Genomic DNA, 15,085 nt, shown 5'->3' with positions numbered 1-15,085 from the left:
GGTCAGCCGCGGGTCGTGTCGGTGCCGGTGCCGGGCGCCACGTCGGGGTTGGGCGGGGCCTCGCCGGGCGCGCCGGGCTGAGGCGCATCGCCGGTTTCCCCGGCAGGCTCGCCGGCGGTGCCCTGCGCCGCGGGGCTGTCGGGCAGGGGCGTGGGTTCCGGGACCGGGGCGGCCATGAAGAACAGGACCGCGACCAGGATGACCGCAGCCGCAGCCAGAACCAGCAGCCAAGGGTTGACGCCGGTTGACGAGCGGGAATTTCCGGGAGGTGCCATGATCGAACCTTTGCACAGATTTCACTTGTCGCGGGGGCGACAGGCCGGAAAGGACCCGGCTGCCGCGCAGAAACGATGCGCGGCGCGGCCTGGGCGGGCCGCGCATCGGACTCAGTCTCTGCCGCCGGGCATCCCGGCGGAAGGTGGCGCGCCCGCATCCGCCATGGCCTCGACCAGCGCCCTGTCGTCCGGGGTGCCGGAACCGGGCAGTTCGGCGATGCTGACGTCGGCGATGCCGCTTGGGGGCGCGCCCGCCCCGAAGTCGAGAAACCATGCCAGCGCCACCGCGGCGGCCGCGACAAGGGCCGCGATGATCCACAGGTTCCGGTTGGTGGGGTTGAGGGCTGCCATGATCGACTCTCCTTGCCGGTCATCGAACGCCAACGGCCCGCCGCAGGTTTCCCGAGCAAGATCAATGCGCCACCCCGGCGGCCACGCTTTCGTCGATGAAGCGTCCCTCGGCAAAGCGGTTCAGCCCGAAAGCGGCGGCCAGCGGTCCCGGCGCGCCCTTCGCCACCAGTTCCGCCATGGCCCAGCCCGATCCGGGGATCGCCTTGAACCCGCCGGTGCCCCAGCCGCAGTTGACGAAGATGCCCTCGACCGGCGTCGTGGACAGGATGGGAGAGCGGTCGCCGGTCATGTCCACGATGCCCCCCCATTGCCGCAGCATCTTGAGGCGCGACAGCATCGGGAAGGTCTCGATCAGCGCGCGCACGGTTTCCTGGACATGGTGCCAGGACCCGCGCTGGGTGTAGTTGACAAAGCCGTCGGTGCCGCCGCCGATCACCATCTCGCCCTTGTCGGATTGCGACAGGTAGCCGTGGACGGTGTTGGCCATCACGACCACGTCCATGCAGGGCTTGATCGGCTCGCTGACCAGCGCCTGCAGGGCAAGGCTTTCGATGGGCAGGCGGAAGCCCGCCATTTCCGCCAGAACCGAGGAATGGCCCGCCACCACGATCGCCAGCTTGTCGCAGCCGATGGTCCCGCGCGTGGTGGTGACGCCGCGCACCTGCCCGCCGGTGGTGTCGATCCCCGTGACCTCGCAGTTCTGCAGGATGTGCATTCCCATGTTGGAACAGGCCCGCGCATAGCCCCAGGCCACGGCGTCGTGGCGCGCGGTGCCGCCGCGTTCCTGGTAAAGCCCGCCGAGGACCGGATAGCGCGGGCCGTCGATGTTCATGATCGGGACCAGCCGCTTGACCTCGGCCGCGTCGATCCAGCGGGTCGAGACGCCCTGCAGGTGGTTGGCAATGGCCGTGCGCTTGTAGCCGCGCACCTCATGTTCCGTCTGCGCCAGCATGATCAACCCGCGCGGGCTGAACATGACATTGTAGTTCAGGTCCTGGCTGAGCGTTTCATACAGTTGCAGCGACTTGTTGTAGATCGCGGCAGACGGGTCCTGCAGGTAGTTCGAGCGGATGATGGTGGTGTTGCGGCCCGTGTTGCCGCCGCCCAGCCAGCCTTTTTCCAGGATCGCAATGTCGGTGATGCCGAAGTTCTTGCCAAGGTAATAGGCCGTCGCCAGCCCATGCCCGCCCGCGCCCACCACGACGACCTTGTAGCGGTCGCGCGGCTGGGGGCTGCCCCAGGCGCGGCCCCAGTCGCTGTGCAGGCTCATCGCCTGGCGGGCAATGGCAAAGACCGAATAGCGGCCCGAGCGGCGCTCGGGGACGGGGGGGCGGGAAGGGGTCATCGTCATCGCAGCCTGCGTTCTGGGCGGGGCGATGATTGCCCGGCGGCGCTGCCTTCGCAAGTCCCTCGGTGTCGCAGCCGCGGCCTGCGGCGTCCCGGCGCTTTCGCCCGTGCCGGAAAACCCCTATCTGGTCGGGCAAAGCAAAGAGGCGGCGATGTTCTGGATACTGACGGCGGCGATGACAGTCCTGGTGGCGGTGGCGATCCTGCGGCCGTTCATGGGGCGCGCGCAGGCCGTGGCCGAGCCGGCGGCCGCCTATGACCTGGGCGTTTACCGCGACCAGCTGCGCGAGGTGGACCGCGACGTGAAGCGCGGCGTCCTGACCGGGGACGAGGCCGACCGGCTGAAGACCGAGATCGGCCGCAAGATCCTCGACGCCGACCGCGCCATGGCGAAGCCTTCGGCGCCCGCGTCCCGCAGCGCCCGGCCCTGGGTTGCCGCCGTTGCGCTGGCGCTGGTGGTGGCGGGCAGCACCGCGATCTACTGGCGTCTCGGCGAGCCGGCGATGCCGGACCTGCCGCTGGCCGCGCGCATCGCCGCCTCGGACGAGCGGCTGGCCGCCCTGCCCTCTCAGGCCGAGGCCGAGGCGGCTGCGCCCGCGCAGCCCTCCCCGCAGGCCGATCCCGAATACCTGCGGCTGGTCGAACAGTTGCGCGACGCCGTGTCGCGCCGCCCCAACGACCCGCAGGGCCTTGAACTGCTGGCCCAGCACGAGGCCCGCCTAGGCAACATCGCCGCCGCCCGCGACGCGCAGCAGCGGCTGATCGCCATCCGCGGCCCCGCGTCGCAGGCCCCCGACCACGTCCGCCTGGCCGCGCTGATGATCGAGGCGGCGGGGGGCTTCGTCTCGGCCGAGGCGCGCGCCGAGATCGAGGCGGCGCTGCGGATCGATCCCGCCGACGGGCAGGCGCGCTATCTGGCCGGGCTGATGTATGCCCAGAACGACCGCCCGGACCTTGCCTTCGGCCTCTGGCGCGACCTGCTGGAAACCGGCCCGGCGGATGCCCCCTGGGTCGCGCCGATCCGGCAACTGATGCCGGAACTTTCATGGCTCGCGGGCGAGCCGAACTACCAGCCGCCGCCCATGGCCGGATCTGACCTGCCCGGCCCGGATGCCGGGGCTGTGGCCGCCGCCGGCGAGATGAGCCCCGAGGAACAGCAGCAGATGATCACCGGGATGGTCCGCAACCTCGAGGCGCGGCTGATGACCGACAGCGGCCCGCCGGCGGAATGGGCGCGGCTGATCACCTCGCTGGTCCGCATCGGCGAGGAAGCCCGCGCCCGCGAGATCCTGGCCCGCGCCCAGGCCATCTTCGGCGGCACCCCGCAGGCGATGGAGATCATCGACCGCGCGGCGGCGACCGTGGGCCTGGTCCCCGCCCCATGATCTGCGCCGCCATCGAGGATTTCGCAGCAAGCCTTCCCCGCAGCGGTGCCATCGCTGGGCTGGACCTTGGCACCAAGACCATCGGCGTGGCGGTCAGCGACGGGATGCGGCAGGTGGCGACGCCCCTGACGGTGATCCGGCGGCAGAAGTTCACGCTGGACGCGGCAGAACTGCTGCGGATCGTGGATGAGCGCGGCCTTGTCGGCATCGTGCTTGGCCTGCCCCGCAACATGGACGGGACCGAGGGTCCGCGCGCCCAGTCCACCCGCGCCTTCGCCCGCAATCTGGAACGGCTGACGCCTCTGCCGCTGTCCTTCTGGGACGAGCGTCTGTCCACTGTCGCGGCCGAGCGCGCGCTGCTGGAGGCCGACGCCTCGCGCCGCAAGCGGGCCGAGGTCATCGACCAGGTCGCGGCGGGCTATATCCTGCAGGGCGCGCTGGACCGGCTGCGGTATCTGGCATGAGCGTTGAAAGCCCCTGCCGCAAGCTCTGCGCGCTTGACCCCGACACGCGGGTCTGCGCCGCCTGCCTGCGGACCCTGGACGAGATCGCCCGCTGGGGCCGGATGGCCGACGAGGAAAAGCGGGCGGTCCTGCGCCGGATCGCGGCCACCTAGCGGCAAGGACGCCGCTGCAACAGCCTGCCGGTTTCCGCTTGATGTGCCTCCGTTGCCCTGCGGGCCGGACGTTCTGTGCCTCGGCGATGTTGTTGTTCTTCGCCCAGATATCCCGGGTTGAATGGGGATGGGGACCCATTCATGGGCAGCGACCGCCTTTTCGCCACCTTGCGCAAGAGGCCGATCTTTGGCACGGCTCGGCCATGAGCAATCCCGTCACGCACCAAGTCACCGCCGCCTATGACCGCCGCGTTGCGGAAGGCGCCATCGGGGACGACGCAGCCCAGCGCATGGTGCTGCCCGCGCTGGACCGGCTGGTGGCGGCGCTGGGCCGGCCGCATCCGGCGGGCAAGCCCGGCGGCCTGCTTGGCCGCATCTTCGGGGCGAAGGCCAATCCGCCGCCGCCGGGGCCGGAACTCAAGGGCATCTACATGTGGGGCGGCGTCGGGCGCGGCAAGTCGATGCTGATGGACCTGGTGATGGATGTGGCCCCCCTTGCCGAGAAGCGCCGCGTCCATTTCCACGAGTTCATGCAGGAGGTGCAGGCCGGGCTGAACGAGGCCCGCGCCCGGGGCGAGCAGGACGTCGTCCGCCCGGTGGCCGAGGGCATCGCCGCCCGCACGCGGCTGTTCTGCTTTGACGAGATGCAGGTCACCGACATCGCCGACGCGATGATCGTGGGACGGCTGTTCCAGGTGCTGTTCGATCGCGGGGTGACGGTGGTCACGACCTCGAACCGGGTGCCCGAGGATCTCTACAAGGACGGGCTGAACCGGCAGTTGTTCCTGCCCTTCATCGCGCTGGTCCGGGAACGGATGCATGTCCTGCATCTGGAATCGTCGCGCGATCACCGGCAGGGGCGCGTGGCCTCGGGGCAGGTCTGGTTCACCCCGGCCGACGCCGCCGCGCACGAGGCGCTGGACGAGTTATGGGTCGAACTGACGAATGACGCCCGGCCTTCGCCGCGCGAACTGCCGGTGAATGGCCGCAGCCTGACGATCCCCGCCGCATCCGGCAGCGTGGCCCGCACGGGCTTCGAGGATCTGTGCGGGAATCCCCTCGGCCCGGCGGATTACCTGTCCATCGCCGGGGCGTTCGACGCGCTGCTGATCGACGGCATCCCCACGCTCGGGTCCGCGAACCACGACCGCGCCAAGCGCTTCGTCACGCTGGTGGATGCGCTTTACGAAGCGAAGGTGCGGCTTTACGCCAGCGCCGCCGCCGAGCCCGAGGCGCTTTACCCCGAGGGCCGCGGCGCCTTCGAGTTCGAGCGGACGGCGAGCCGGTTGCGCGAGATGCAGGGAGCGGGCTGGGGAAGCGCTCCGGCTTCGTGAAGTCCGGGGCCGCCTGCCGGAGATGCGGCCGTGGCGCTGCCTCCGTGAGCGTGGCATGGGTATTTGGGCCAGAAAGAAGCCTGCTGGCCGGTCCCGGATGGGAAAGCGGCGTGGGTGTGAAATGACCGCAGTGGTTCAGCCGTTCTCGCGCAGCACGCGGCCTGCGAGGTAAAGCGAGCCGCAGATCAGAATGCGCGCGCCCGGATGCTGGCGGACGATCCCCGCGACGGCTGCGGACACGTCGGGCGCGGTGGCGGCGGGAATGCCCACGCTTTCCGCCATGTCGGCGGTTGTCCGGGCGGGCAGCGTCGCGGGTTCGCCTTCGATCGACACCGCCGTGAGGCTTTCAACCTGCGGCGCGAGCGGGCGCATGTAGCCGGCCACGTCCTTGGTGTTCAGCATCCCGCAGACCAGATGCGTGGGCTTGCGCGGCATCGCGGCCAAGGTCGCCGCTAGCGCCTCGCCGCCTGCCGGGTTGTGGCCGCCGTCAAGCCAAAGCTCGCAGGACCCTGCCGCCCGGACCAGCGGCCCGCGCGTCAGCCGCTGCATCCGGGCGGGCCATTCGACCTGTTCCATCGCCGCCACGGCCTCGGCCTGTCCGAAACCCAATTCGCGCAGGGCGGCGATGGCGGCGCCCGCGTTCCCGATCTGGTGCGGACCGGGCAAAGCAGGCAGCGGCACATCCGCAAGCCCGCGTTCATCCTGATAGACCAGCGCATCCGCTTCGCGCGCAACGGTCCAGTGCTGGCCCGCGACCGAAAGCGGGCAGCCAAGGCGGGCGGCCGCAGCCTCGATCACCGCAAGCGCCTCGTCGGGCTGGCGGGCCACGATGCAGGGGACGCGGCGCTTGAGGATGCCCGCCTTCTCGCCCGCGATCTGCGTCAGCGTCTCGCCCAGATATTGCGTGTGATCGACGCTGATGGGGGTGATGACGGTCAGGAGCGGCGCCTTGACCACGTTGGTGGCGTCCAGACGCCCGCCAAGACCCACTTCCAGCAGGGTGTAATCCGCAGGCACCCGCGAGAAGGCTAGGAAGGCCGCCGCCGTCGTCACCTCGAAGAAGGTGATGGGACGGCCCGCGTTCACCCGCTCGACCTCGGCCAGCGTGTCGGCCAGCATCTTGTCGCCGATGAGTTCCCCCGACAGCCGGATGCGCTCGTTGAAGAAGGCGAGGTGCGGCGAGGTATAGGCGTGGACCCCCAACCCCGCCGCTTCCAGTCCCGCGCGGATGAAGGCCTGGGTCGAGCCCTTGCCGTTCGTCCCTGCGACATGGATCACCGGCGGGATGCGGTCCTGCGGGTCGCCGAGGTCCGACAGCAGTTGCCGTATCCGGTCCAGCGACAGGTCGATGACCTTTGGATGCAGCGCCGTCAGCCGCTGCAGGATGGCGTCGGTCGCGGCGCTCATGCCTCAGTCCCGCGCGGCGGCCGGTTCGGGCGCGGCGATCACCTCGGCCGGTTCGGGTTCCGGCGGGGTATCGGGCAGCGCCGAGGGCAGGACGCCCGGCGGCGGCAGGTCGGCCACCACGGGCGCGGATTGCCTGGTCAGCATCCGCAGGACCGAGATCAGCTCCTCGCGCAGCTTCTTGCGATGGGTCACCCGGTCCAGCATCCCGTGTTCCAGCAGGTATTCGGCGCGCTGGAAGCCCTCGGGCAGCTTTTCGCGGATGGTCTGCTCGATCACGCGGGGACCGGCGAAGCAGATCAGGGCGTTGGGTTCCGCGATCTGGATGTCGCCCAGCATGGCGTAGCTGGCGGTCACGCCGCCCGTGGTCGGATGGGTCAGCACGACGATATAGGGAAGCCCCGCTTCCTTCAGCATCTGCACGGCGACGGTGGTGCGGGGCATCTGCATCAGGGACAGGATGCCTTCCTGCATCCGCGCCCCCCCCGAGGCGGAGAACAGCACCAGGGGCCGCTTCATCTCGACCGCCCGCTTGGCCGCGGCGATGATGGCATTGCCGACATACATCCCCATCGAGCCTGCCATGAAGTCGAAGTTCTGCGCCGCGGCGACGATGGGCGTGCGGCCCATCTCGCCCTCGGCCACCAGCATGGCGTCCTTTTCGTCCGATGCCCTTTGCGCGGCCTTCAGCCGTTCGGGGTATTTCTTCTGGTCCTTGAAGCCCAGCGGGTCCACCACCGGCTCGGGCACCTTCACCTCGGAAAAGACGCCGCCGTCGAACAGCGCGGTGAAGCGGGCGCGCGGGCTGATGGGCAGGTGATGGTCGCAGTTGGTGCAGACATTCAGGTTGTCGGCCAGTTCGCGGTGGAACAGCATGGTCCCGCATTCCGGGCATTTGGTCCACAGGTTCTCGGGCACCTCCCGCCGCGAGAACAGCGAGTTGATGCGCGGGCGGACGTAGTTGGTGATCCAGTTCATGGCGGTCCCCTGCGAAATCCGGGCGTCGCGCCGGAATAGGCCGGGGCGGGCGCTATTGCAATCGCGCGCGGGCTCGGCATGGTGCCGGACCATGTGGGCCGACCTGGCGATCATCCTTCATGCCGTGGCGGCGCTAGCCGTCTCGGCAAGGGTGCTGATGCGCCCGCGGCTTGAACCTCCAGTCAGGCTGGCGTGGCTGCTGGTGATCGTCGTGCTGCCGCTGGCGGGCATTCTCGGCTACCTTCTGTTCGGAGAGATCCGGCTGCGGCGCGGCTATCTGCAGACGCGGCGGCATGTGCGCGACCGGCTCGGCGGGCGCTGGCGGCGGGGCGGGCACGACCTGCTCGACCCCCTGCCCGACCATGCCGAGCCGGTGATCCGCTGCGGCCGCGCTGTGGGCGGCTTTCCGGCCGTCGCCGGAAACGAACTGCATCTTCTGCCCGAGGACGACAGCGCGCTGGACGCCATCGCCGCCGAGATAGACGCGGCCCGCGACCATGTGCATCTGCTGTTCTACATCTGGCTGCCCGACCGGTCCGGCACACGTATCGCCGATGCCGCGATCCGCGCGGCCGAACGCGGCGTGACGGTGCGGGTGATCGTCGATGCGGTGGGCTCGCGGCTGCTGGTCCGCTCGGCCCAGTGGGGGCGGATGCGGGCGGCGGGGGTCGCCTGCCATGCGGCCTACCCCGTGGTCTATCCGTTGCTGCAAGTGCTGTTCCAGCGCCTCGACCTGCGCAACCACCGCAAGATCGTGGTGGTGGACAACGCCGTGGCCTTTACCGGCAGCCGCAACTGCGCCGACATGGCATTCGCCATCAAGCCGCGCTTCGCCCCCTGGATCGACATCCTCGTGCGGATCGAGGGGCCGGTCGTGCGCCAGATGCAGACGGCCTTCCTGGCCGACTGGATGAGCTATACCGGGCAGGATCTTGGTCACATGATGGACGGCACGCCCTCATCCGTCGAAGGCAGCGCCATCGCGCAGGTCATCGCCACCGGGCCGGACCACCGGCAGGCGTCGATGTCGGACACGATCACCACCCTGATCCACAGCGCACGCCACCATCTGACGATCACCACCCCCTATTACGTCCCCCAGGCCCCACTGGATTCCGCCATCCGCACCGTGGCGCGGCGCGGCGTCCGGGTCACGCTGATCCTGCCCGAGCGGAACGATTCACTGTTCGTGAAAGCCACCAGCGAGGGGCTGTGGCACGGGCTTCTGTTGGCGGGGGTCGAGATGCGGCTGTTTCAGCCGGGGCTGATCCATTCCAAGATCATCACCGTGGACGGGCGGATGGCGATGCTGGGCAGCGCCAACCTCGACCGCCGCAGCTTCGAGCTGAACTACGAACTGAACCTGGTGGTGGTGGACGATGCGCTGACCGCAGAACTGGACGAACGCCAGCGCAGCTACGTTGCCCGCTCGCGCCCCCTGACGCTGGCCGAGGTGCGGCGCTGGCCCTGGTGGCGGCGGCTTCGCAACAACATCCTGGCGCTGGCCGCGCCGCTGCTGTGAAAGGACTAGGCATGACCGACGCATCCGATCTGGCCACGCGCCATTGCGTGCCCTGCGACGGCGGGACGCCCCCCATGACCCGCGCCGAGGCCGAGGCGGCGCTTGCCGTGCTGGAGGGCTGGACCCTGTCGCCCGACGCAACCGCCATCGCGCGGCGATGGCAGTTCAAGGGCTTCGCCCGCGCCGCGCAGATGGCCAATCTGGCGGCCTGGCTGGCCGAGCAGCAGGGGCACCATCCCGACATCTGCTTCGGCTGGGGCTATTGCGAGGTGAGCTTCACCACCCACGCGGCGGGCGGGCTGACCGAAAACGACCTGATCTGCGCGGCCAGGCTGAACGCGATCCTCGCGCTATAGCCGCCGCCCATGAGCCAGCTTCCCGACAGCTTCTGCGCCGGCCTGCGCGCGGCCATGCCCATCTCCATCGGCTACCTGCCGGCGGCCTTCGCCTTCGGCGCGGCGGCAACCGGCATCGGGCTTGGCGTGGCCGAGGTCGGCGCCATATCGGCCATCGTCTTTTCCGGCGCGAACCAGGCCTTCCTGCTGGCCGCGATCCCGGCCGGGATGCCGGTCGTCGTGATGATCCTGCTGACTGGCGCTGCAAGCCTGCGGCACCTGCTTTACGGCCTTGTCCTGCGCCCCCGCATCCAAGCGGGCCGGGGCGAACGCGCGGTCTTCGCCTTCGGCCTGACCGACGAGGTCTTCGCCACCGCGCTGGCCGCGACCGGCAATGGCTGGCGGCCCGGCGGGCGCTGGCTGATCGCGCTGGCCCTGACCGCCTGGGCCGCCTGGGCGGGCGGCAGCCTGATCGGCGCGGCCGCGGGCGACGCCCTGCGGCGGATGAGCGAATCGGCCGCCGCCGCGATGGGCTTTGCCCTGCCCGCGCTGTTCATCGGGCTGATGCTGGGGTCCATCCGGCGAGAGGTCGCGGTGCCGGTGGCGCTGGCCGCCGCCATCGCCGCGCTGGCGGTCCTGACCGGGCATGACAGGCTGGCGATCCCCGGCGGCGCGCTGGCCTGCCTATCTGCGCGGTGGTTCCGGTGACTGCCGCGCTCTGGGTGGCCTTTGTCGCGATCGGGGCCGTGACCTATCTGACCCGCGCCCTGCCCCTGCTGCGCGACCACCCCGGCAAGGGTGCCAGGCCGCCCCCCGCATGGATGGAGGCGCTGGGCCCCTGCATCCTTGCCGCCATCGCCGTTGCCGTGCTGCTGCCCGAAGCGCGGGGGGCGCTGGCGCAGGGCAGCCTGCGCCCCTTCCTGCTGGGCGCGGCGGCGGCGGGCGCGGCCATGCGGTGGCGCCGCGATGCCGGGCTTGCAACACTCGCCGGGGTTGCGGCTTACTGGCTGGCTCTGTGAGCGCCCTTGCCCTTGCCCGCCCTGCCGCACGCGACTATCCCATCCCCAAGCCAGAGGGGACCAGCCAGATGCACAACACGCGCTTCGACAAGTCGAAACTGCCCAGCCGTCACGTGACCGAAGGGCCGGCGCGCGCCGCGCATCGCAGCTATCTTTACGCCATGGGCCTGTCCGAGGAGGAAATCCACCAGCCCCTCGTGGGCGTCGCCACCTGCTGGAACGAAGCCGCGCCCTGCAACATCGCCCTGAACCGGCAGGCGCAGGTCGTGAAGATGGGCGTCAAGAAGGGCGGCGGCACCCCGCGCGAGTTCACCACCATCACCGTCACCGACGGCATCGCCATGGGGCACGAGGGGATGCGGTCCTCGCTGGCCTCCCGCGACGCCATCGCGGACACGGTGGAACTGACCATGCGCGGGCATTGCTATGACGCGATCGTGGGGCTTGCGGGCTGCGACAAGAGCTTGCCGGGGATGATGATGGCGATGGTGCGGCTGAACGTGCCCTCAGTCTTCATCTATGGCGGCTCGATCCTGCCCGGCCGCTATCAGGGCCGCGACATCACCGTGCAGGACATGTTCGAGGCGGCGGGCAAGCACGCGGCGGGCCTGATCTCGGACGCGGAACTGGACATCATGGAGCGGGTCGCCTGCCCGTCCTCGGGCGCCTGTGGGGCGCAATACACGGCCAACACCATGGCCTGCGTGTCCGAGGCGATCGGGCTGGCGCTGCTCAACTCCTCAGGCGCGCCTGCCCCCTACGAGTCCCGCGACCAGTTCTGCGACGCCTCGGGCGTGGCGGTGATGAACCTGATCGAAAAGAACATCCGCGCCCGCGACATCGTCACCCGCAAGTCGCTGGAAAACGCGGCCCGCGTCGTCGCCTGCACCGGCGGGTCCACCAACGGGGGTCTGCACCTGCCCGCCATCGCGCATGAGGCGGGGATCGACTTCGACCTGTTCGACGTCTGCGACATCTTCCACGACACGCCCTATTTCGTGAACCTGCGGCCGGGCGGGGAATATGTGGCCAAGGACCTGTATGAAGTCGGCGGCATCCCGGTGGTGATGAAGGAACTGGCCCGCGCGGGCCTGCTGCATCTCGACTGCATCACCGCTTCGGGGCGCAGCTTGGGCGAGGAACTGGACGAGATCCGGGGCGAGCCGGACGGCAAGGTCATCCACCCCGTCGCCACGCCCCTGACCCCAACCGGCGGCGTCGTCGGCCTGCGCGGCAACCTCGCCCCCGACGGCGCCATCGTGAAGGTCGCGGGGATGAGCGAGGCGGATCAGGTCTTCACCGGCCCGGCCCTTGTCTTCGAATGCGAGGAGGACGCCTTCGAGGCCGTCCAGTCGCGCACCTACACCGAAGGCTGCGTCTTCGTGATCCGCAACGAAGGCCCGGCGGGCGGGCCGGGGATGCGCGAGATGCTGGCGACCACTGCGGCGCTGTCGGGCCAGGGCATGGGCAAGAAGGTCGCGCTGATCACCGACGGGCGCTTTTCCGGCGCCACGCGCGGCTTCTGCGTGGGCCATGTCGGTCCCGAGGCCGCCCATGGCGGACCGATCGCGCTGGTCAAGAAAGGCGACATCATCACGCTGAACGCTATCGAGGGCACGATCTCGGTGGACCTCTCGGATGACGAACTGGAACGCCGCAGGGCCGAATGGCAAGGCCCGCGCAAGACCGACTATGCCTCGGGCGCGCTGTGGAAATACGCGAAGCTGGTGGGCTCGGCCCGCTATGGCGCGGTCACGCATCCGGGGGCGCAGGCGGAAACCCATATCTACATGGACCAGTAAGGGGGCGCATCGTGGCATTCCGTCCGCGCAGGTGGCTGGCAGACGCCGTGCGGGGCCGGGCGGCCACGCATTGGGCGGCGATCGCCGCCAGCACCGACAGGATGTCGAACGGCCGGTTGCGCGCGATCCAGGCCGATGCGCTGGGCCTGCGGGCCAGCCTCGACCGCTTCCTGTCCCGCGCCCAGTTCCGGCTTGAGGGTCTGGGCCGGGCCATGGACGTGCTGAACCTGCCGCCCGGCACCGACTGGCGCTGGCGGCCGTCCTTCTTGTCCGACCGGATCACGCCCGCGGGTATCGCCGCGCCCGGAAACGGCCAGCATTTGGGCGACGAGGCCGCCGTCTGGCACGATTGCCCGTCGCAGGCGCTGATCCTGCGCCAGATGCCCAACCGCAACGCCGCCGACCTTGCGCCCCATGGCCTGCAACTGGAAACGCTGGGTTTCGGCGGCAGCTACCTTTCGGTGGCGATCAACCTGCCGCCGGACAGTCTCGACAACCTCACCCGGTCGCACATCATCCGCCTTGATGCCACCCTCAGCGTCGAGCGGCCGATGAGCATCTATGCGCGGCTGAACATCGGCCATGGTCCGAACACGGACGAACTGCTGCGCCACCTGGGCGACCTCGTGCCCGGCGATGTGCTGACGCGCGCCATCGAATTCGACCTGCATTACCTTGAAATCAATGAAAAACGGCTGGAACGCATGTGGCTCGACCTGATTTTCGAGACGCCTCAGATGAACTCGGTCCGCATCCGGGACCTGTTCTTCTCGCGCCACCTGCGCGCCGACATGTAGAGGTTCAGATGATCGGGAAATTCGCTTCGCTGGGATTGACGGGCGGTATCTGGGAAGGCGCCCTGCGGCTTGACGAGGCGCCTGCCCGCGTCGCCCTGACCCTGAACGGCCGCACCGTCGGGCTGGCCGAGGTCGAGCCCGAGGGCGAGGGGCTGTGGCGCATCCGCGCAAGACTTCCGGCCGAGACGCTGGCGGGCGGCGTCCAGACCTACATGCTGATCGCCGACGACGGCGAGGGGGTCGAGGGGCCGCGCCCCGGCGCCCTGCGGCTGGGGCACCTGCCGCTGCTGGCGGGCGAGGGGCTGGAGGGCGACCTGCGGGCCGAGATCGACCTGCTGCGGGCCGAGCTTGACCTGCTCAAGCGCGAATTCCGGCGCTTTGCCGCAGGCTGAGGCTCAGCCGCGCCGCCAGTAGCTGTAGCCGCCGGTCTCGGTGAAGCCCAGCCGGTCGTAAAGCCTCAGCGCCGGCGCGTTCGCCCGCGTCACCGCAATCGCCAGCTCTCGCGCGCCCTGCCCTTGGGCAAAGCGCGCCGCGCGGCGGACCATCCAGGCGCCCAGTTCCCTGCCCTGCCATTCCGGCAGCACCGCCATGGCGTGCAGCATGGCGAACGGCCCATGCACCGCGACAAAGGCGATCCCCGCCGCGCGGTCCTGCGTCCGCCCGAGGATCGCGGCCTTCGGCCCCTGCGCACGGTCGATGATCGCCTGCCGTTCGGGGCCGATGCCGGTCTGCATCCACAGGTCGCGCTGGATGGCCAGTGGCGGCCAGCATTCCATTGCCGTGACGGGCGGGATCGGCGGCTCGGCCAAGGGGGCGACCGGGGCCGACAGGATCGCCGTCGGATCGGATTCGCGGTATCCGCGCCCGGCCAGCGCCTCTGCCAGCGTCCCGTCATCCACTGCAAACAGCGGCGGCTGGCCCCAGGCGTGATGCCGGGCCTCGGCGGCCTCGATGTCGTCGGCCGTCCAAGCTCCCACGGCTCGCGCCGCGCTGACGCGGCCGCCGCCGCCTTCGCCGCGTGCGACCAGGAACCCGCCCTCGCGCGCATATTCGGCGGCGGGCCAGGTGGCGGTCCATGCGTCCTCGAACCCGGGCGGGATCACAGCCCCAGCCGCCGGATCAGGGCACCCCTCGCCTGCGCGACCTCTTGCGCGTCGAGGCCGCGGATCACGAGATTGGTGCCGAAGCGGTCCTCTTCGCGAAAGGGATAGCTGCCCAGCGACAGCCGGGGATGGGCGGCGGCGATTTCGCGCAAGCCGTCGGCGACCTCGGATTCAGGCCGCTCGACGCGGATCGAATCCGAGACCACCGGCCGCCCGCGGGTCAGCCGGGGCAGCAGCGCATCGACCATGCTGCGGAAGACCGAAGGAACGCCCGCCATGACATGCAGCCCTCCGATGGAAAAGCCGGGGGCGGCGGATTCGGCGTTCTCGATCAGGGTCGCGCCGACGGGGATGCGGGCCATCCGCAACCGGCTTTCGGTGATCTCGGTCCCGAGCCGCGCCCAGCGTTCCTCCATCATCCGCCGCGCCTCGGCGTTGATTTCCAAGGACGCGCCATAGGCGTCGGCCACGGCATCGGCAGTGATGTCGTCATGCGTCGGCCCGATCCCGCCCGAGCTGAACACCATGTCCCAGGCGCCGCCCAGATGCCGGTCCAGCGCCCGAAGCGCCGCCACGATCACCTGATGATCGTCGGCCACCACCCGGATTTCCCGCAGGTCGATCCCGACCGAGGTCAGCACTCCGGCAAGGTGATGGGCGTTCAGGTCGCGGGTGCGGCCGGACAGGATCTCGTCCCCGATCAGCAGGATCGCGGCGGTGGGATTTTCCGATTGCATCGTCATGCCTCGCTGTTCGGGCGTCATAATGCCCGTGCGCGGGACTGGAACAAGTGGAACCCGAGGGCTATCTGCGTGAG

18 protein-coding genes are annotated in these 15,085 nt (G+C 70.0%); 11 read left to right on the top strand and 7 right to left on the bottom strand.

What is annotated here, in order from left to right; translation table 11 throughout:
• Positions 1–2: 2 nt before the first annotated feature.
• The 3 genes from H5395_RS04280 to H5395_RS04270 form a co-directional block, all read right to left on the bottom strand.
• Positions 3–275 (bottom strand): hypothetical protein, encoded by a 273-nt coding sequence (locus H5395_RS04280; RefSeq protein ID WP_182791274.1) that lies wholly within the window; start codon positions 273–275, stop codon positions 3–5.
• 111 nt (positions 276–386) lie between these two features.
• Positions 387–626 (bottom strand): hypothetical protein, encoded by a 240-nt coding sequence (locus tag H5395_RS04275; RefSeq protein ID WP_182791273.1) that lies wholly within the window; start codon positions 624–626, stop codon positions 387–389.
• A gap of 61 nt (positions 627–687) precedes the next feature.
• The gene (locus tag H5395_RS04270; RefSeq protein ID WP_182791339.1) at positions 688–1,971 is read right to left on the bottom strand and encodes a sarcosine oxidase subunit beta family protein; all 1,284 of its coding nucleotides are present in this window, start codon (positions 1,969–1,971) and stop codon (positions 688–690) included.
• 154 nt (positions 1,972–2,125) lie between these two features.
• On the opposite strand from H5395_RS04270, the gene ccmI reads away from it, so the two are divergent.
• The 4 genes from ccmI (at position 2,126) to zapE (ending at position 5,308) form a co-directional block, all read left to right on the top strand.
• Complete coding sequence (ccmI, locus tag H5395_RS04265) at positions 2,126–3,358, top strand: c-type cytochrome biogenesis protein CcmI (protein ID WP_182791272.1); 1,233 nt, start codon at positions 2,126–2,128, stop codon at positions 3,356–3,358.
• Positions 3,355–3,822 carry a Holliday junction resolvase RuvX gene (gene ruvX / locus H5395_RS04260; RefSeq protein ID WP_182791271.1) on the top strand — a complete coding sequence of 156 codons (468 nt, stop codon included), beginning with the start codon at positions 3,355–3,357 and terminating at the stop codon, positions 3,820–3,822. The genes ccmI and ruvX overlap by 4 nt, the downstream gene beginning before the upstream one ends.
• Positions 3,819–3,974 (top strand): DUF1289 domain-containing protein, encoded by a 156-nt coding sequence (locus H5395_RS04255; RefSeq protein WP_182791270.1) that lies wholly within the window; start codon positions 3,819–3,821, stop codon positions 3,972–3,974. The genes ruvX and H5395_RS04255 overlap by 4 nt, the downstream gene beginning before the upstream one ends.
• A gap of 203 nt (positions 3,975–4,177) precedes the next feature.
• The gene (gene zapE, locus H5395_RS04250) at positions 4,178–5,308 is read left to right on the top strand and encodes a cell division protein ZapE (RefSeq protein ID WP_182791269.1); all 1,131 of its coding nucleotides are present in this window, start codon (positions 4,178–4,180) and stop codon (positions 5,306–5,308) included.
• 135 nt (positions 5,309–5,443) lie between these two features.
• Here the strand turns inward: zapE and H5395_RS04245 are convergent, their stop codons facing one another.
• Together H5395_RS04245 and accD are read right to left on the bottom strand one after the other, a co-directional pair.
• Entirely contained in the window at positions 5,444–6,715 is a 1,272-nt protein-coding gene (locus H5395_RS04245; RefSeq protein ID WP_182791268.1) for a folylpolyglutamate synthase/dihydrofolate synthase family protein, read from the bottom strand.
• 3 nt (positions 6,716–6,718) lie between these two features.
• The gene (gene accD / locus H5395_RS04240; RefSeq protein WP_182791338.1) at positions 6,719–7,690 is read right to left on the bottom strand and encodes an acetyl-CoA carboxylase, carboxyltransferase subunit beta; all 972 of its coding nucleotides are present in this window, start codon (positions 7,688–7,690) and stop codon (positions 6,719–6,721) included.
• Between the two features lie 91 nt (positions 7,691–7,781).
• On the opposite strand from accD, the gene cls reads away from it, so the two are divergent.
• The 7 genes from cls to H5395_RS04205 all read left to right on the top strand — a co-directional run bounded on the left by cls (position 7,782) and on the right by H5395_RS04205 (position 13,557).
• Positions 7,782–9,212 (top strand): cardiolipin synthase, encoded by a 1,431-nt coding sequence (gene cls / locus H5395_RS04235; protein WP_182791267.1) that lies wholly within the window; start codon positions 7,782–7,784, stop codon positions 9,210–9,212.
• An 11-nt stretch (positions 9,213–9,223) separates the two neighbouring features.
• The gene (locus tag H5395_RS04230; RefSeq protein WP_182791266.1) at positions 9,224–9,568 is read left to right on the top strand and encodes a 4a-hydroxytetrahydrobiopterin dehydratase; all 345 of its coding nucleotides are present in this window, start codon (positions 9,224–9,226) and stop codon (positions 9,566–9,568) included.
• Positions 9,569–9,577: 9 nt separating this feature from the next.
• Positions 9,578–10,255 carry an AzlC family ABC transporter permease gene (locus H5395_RS04225; protein ID WP_182791265.1) on the top strand — a complete coding sequence of 226 codons (678 nt, stop codon included), beginning with the start codon at positions 9,578–9,580 and terminating at the stop codon, positions 10,253–10,255.
• A complete protein-coding gene (locus H5395_RS04220) occupies positions 10,252–10,566 on the top strand; it encodes an AzlD domain-containing protein (protein ID WP_182791264.1) in 315 nt (104 codons plus the stop codon). The genes H5395_RS04225 and H5395_RS04220 overlap by 4 nt, the downstream gene beginning before the upstream one ends.
• A gap of 68 nt (positions 10,567–10,634) precedes the next feature.
• The gene (gene ilvD, locus H5395_RS04215; RefSeq protein ID WP_182791337.1) at positions 10,635–12,368 is read left to right on the top strand and encodes a dihydroxy-acid dehydratase; all 1,734 of its coding nucleotides are present in this window, start codon (positions 10,635–10,637) and stop codon (positions 12,366–12,368) included.
• Between the two features lie 11 nt (positions 12,369–12,379).
• Positions 12,380–13,165 carry a DUF6478 family protein gene (locus H5395_RS04210; protein ID WP_182791263.1) on the top strand — a complete coding sequence of 262 codons (786 nt, stop codon included), beginning with the start codon at positions 12,380–12,382 and terminating at the stop codon, positions 13,163–13,165.
• 8 nt (positions 13,166–13,173) lie between these two features.
• Positions 13,174–13,557 (top strand): hypothetical protein, encoded by a 384-nt coding sequence (locus tag H5395_RS04205; protein WP_182791262.1) that lies wholly within the window; start codon positions 13,174–13,176, stop codon positions 13,555–13,557.
• Positions 13,558–13,560: 3 nt separating this feature from the next.
• Here H5395_RS04205 and H5395_RS04200 read toward each other — a convergent pair whose 3' ends face one another.
• Together H5395_RS04200 and H5395_RS04195 are read right to left on the bottom strand one after the other, a co-directional pair.
• Complete coding sequence (locus H5395_RS04200) at positions 13,561–14,268, bottom strand: GNAT family N-acetyltransferase (RefSeq protein ID WP_370576370.1); 708 nt, start codon at positions 14,266–14,268, stop codon at positions 13,561–13,563.
• A complete protein-coding gene (locus H5395_RS04195; RefSeq protein WP_182791335.1) occupies positions 14,265–15,005 on the bottom strand; it encodes a molybdopterin-binding protein in 741 nt (246 codons plus the stop codon). The genes H5395_RS04200 and H5395_RS04195 overlap by 4 nt, the downstream gene beginning before the upstream one ends.
• Between the last annotated feature and the right edge of the window lie 80 nt (positions 15,006–15,085).

The sequence above is a fragment of the Paracoccus sp. MC1854 genome, assembly GCF_014164635.1.
GTDB lineage: Bacteria > Pseudomonadota > Alphaproteobacteria > Rhodobacterales > Rhodobacteraceae > Paracoccus.
The sequence above is the reverse complement of the archived record's forward strand: the minus strand, read 5'-3'. Positions and strand labels throughout refer to the sequence as shown.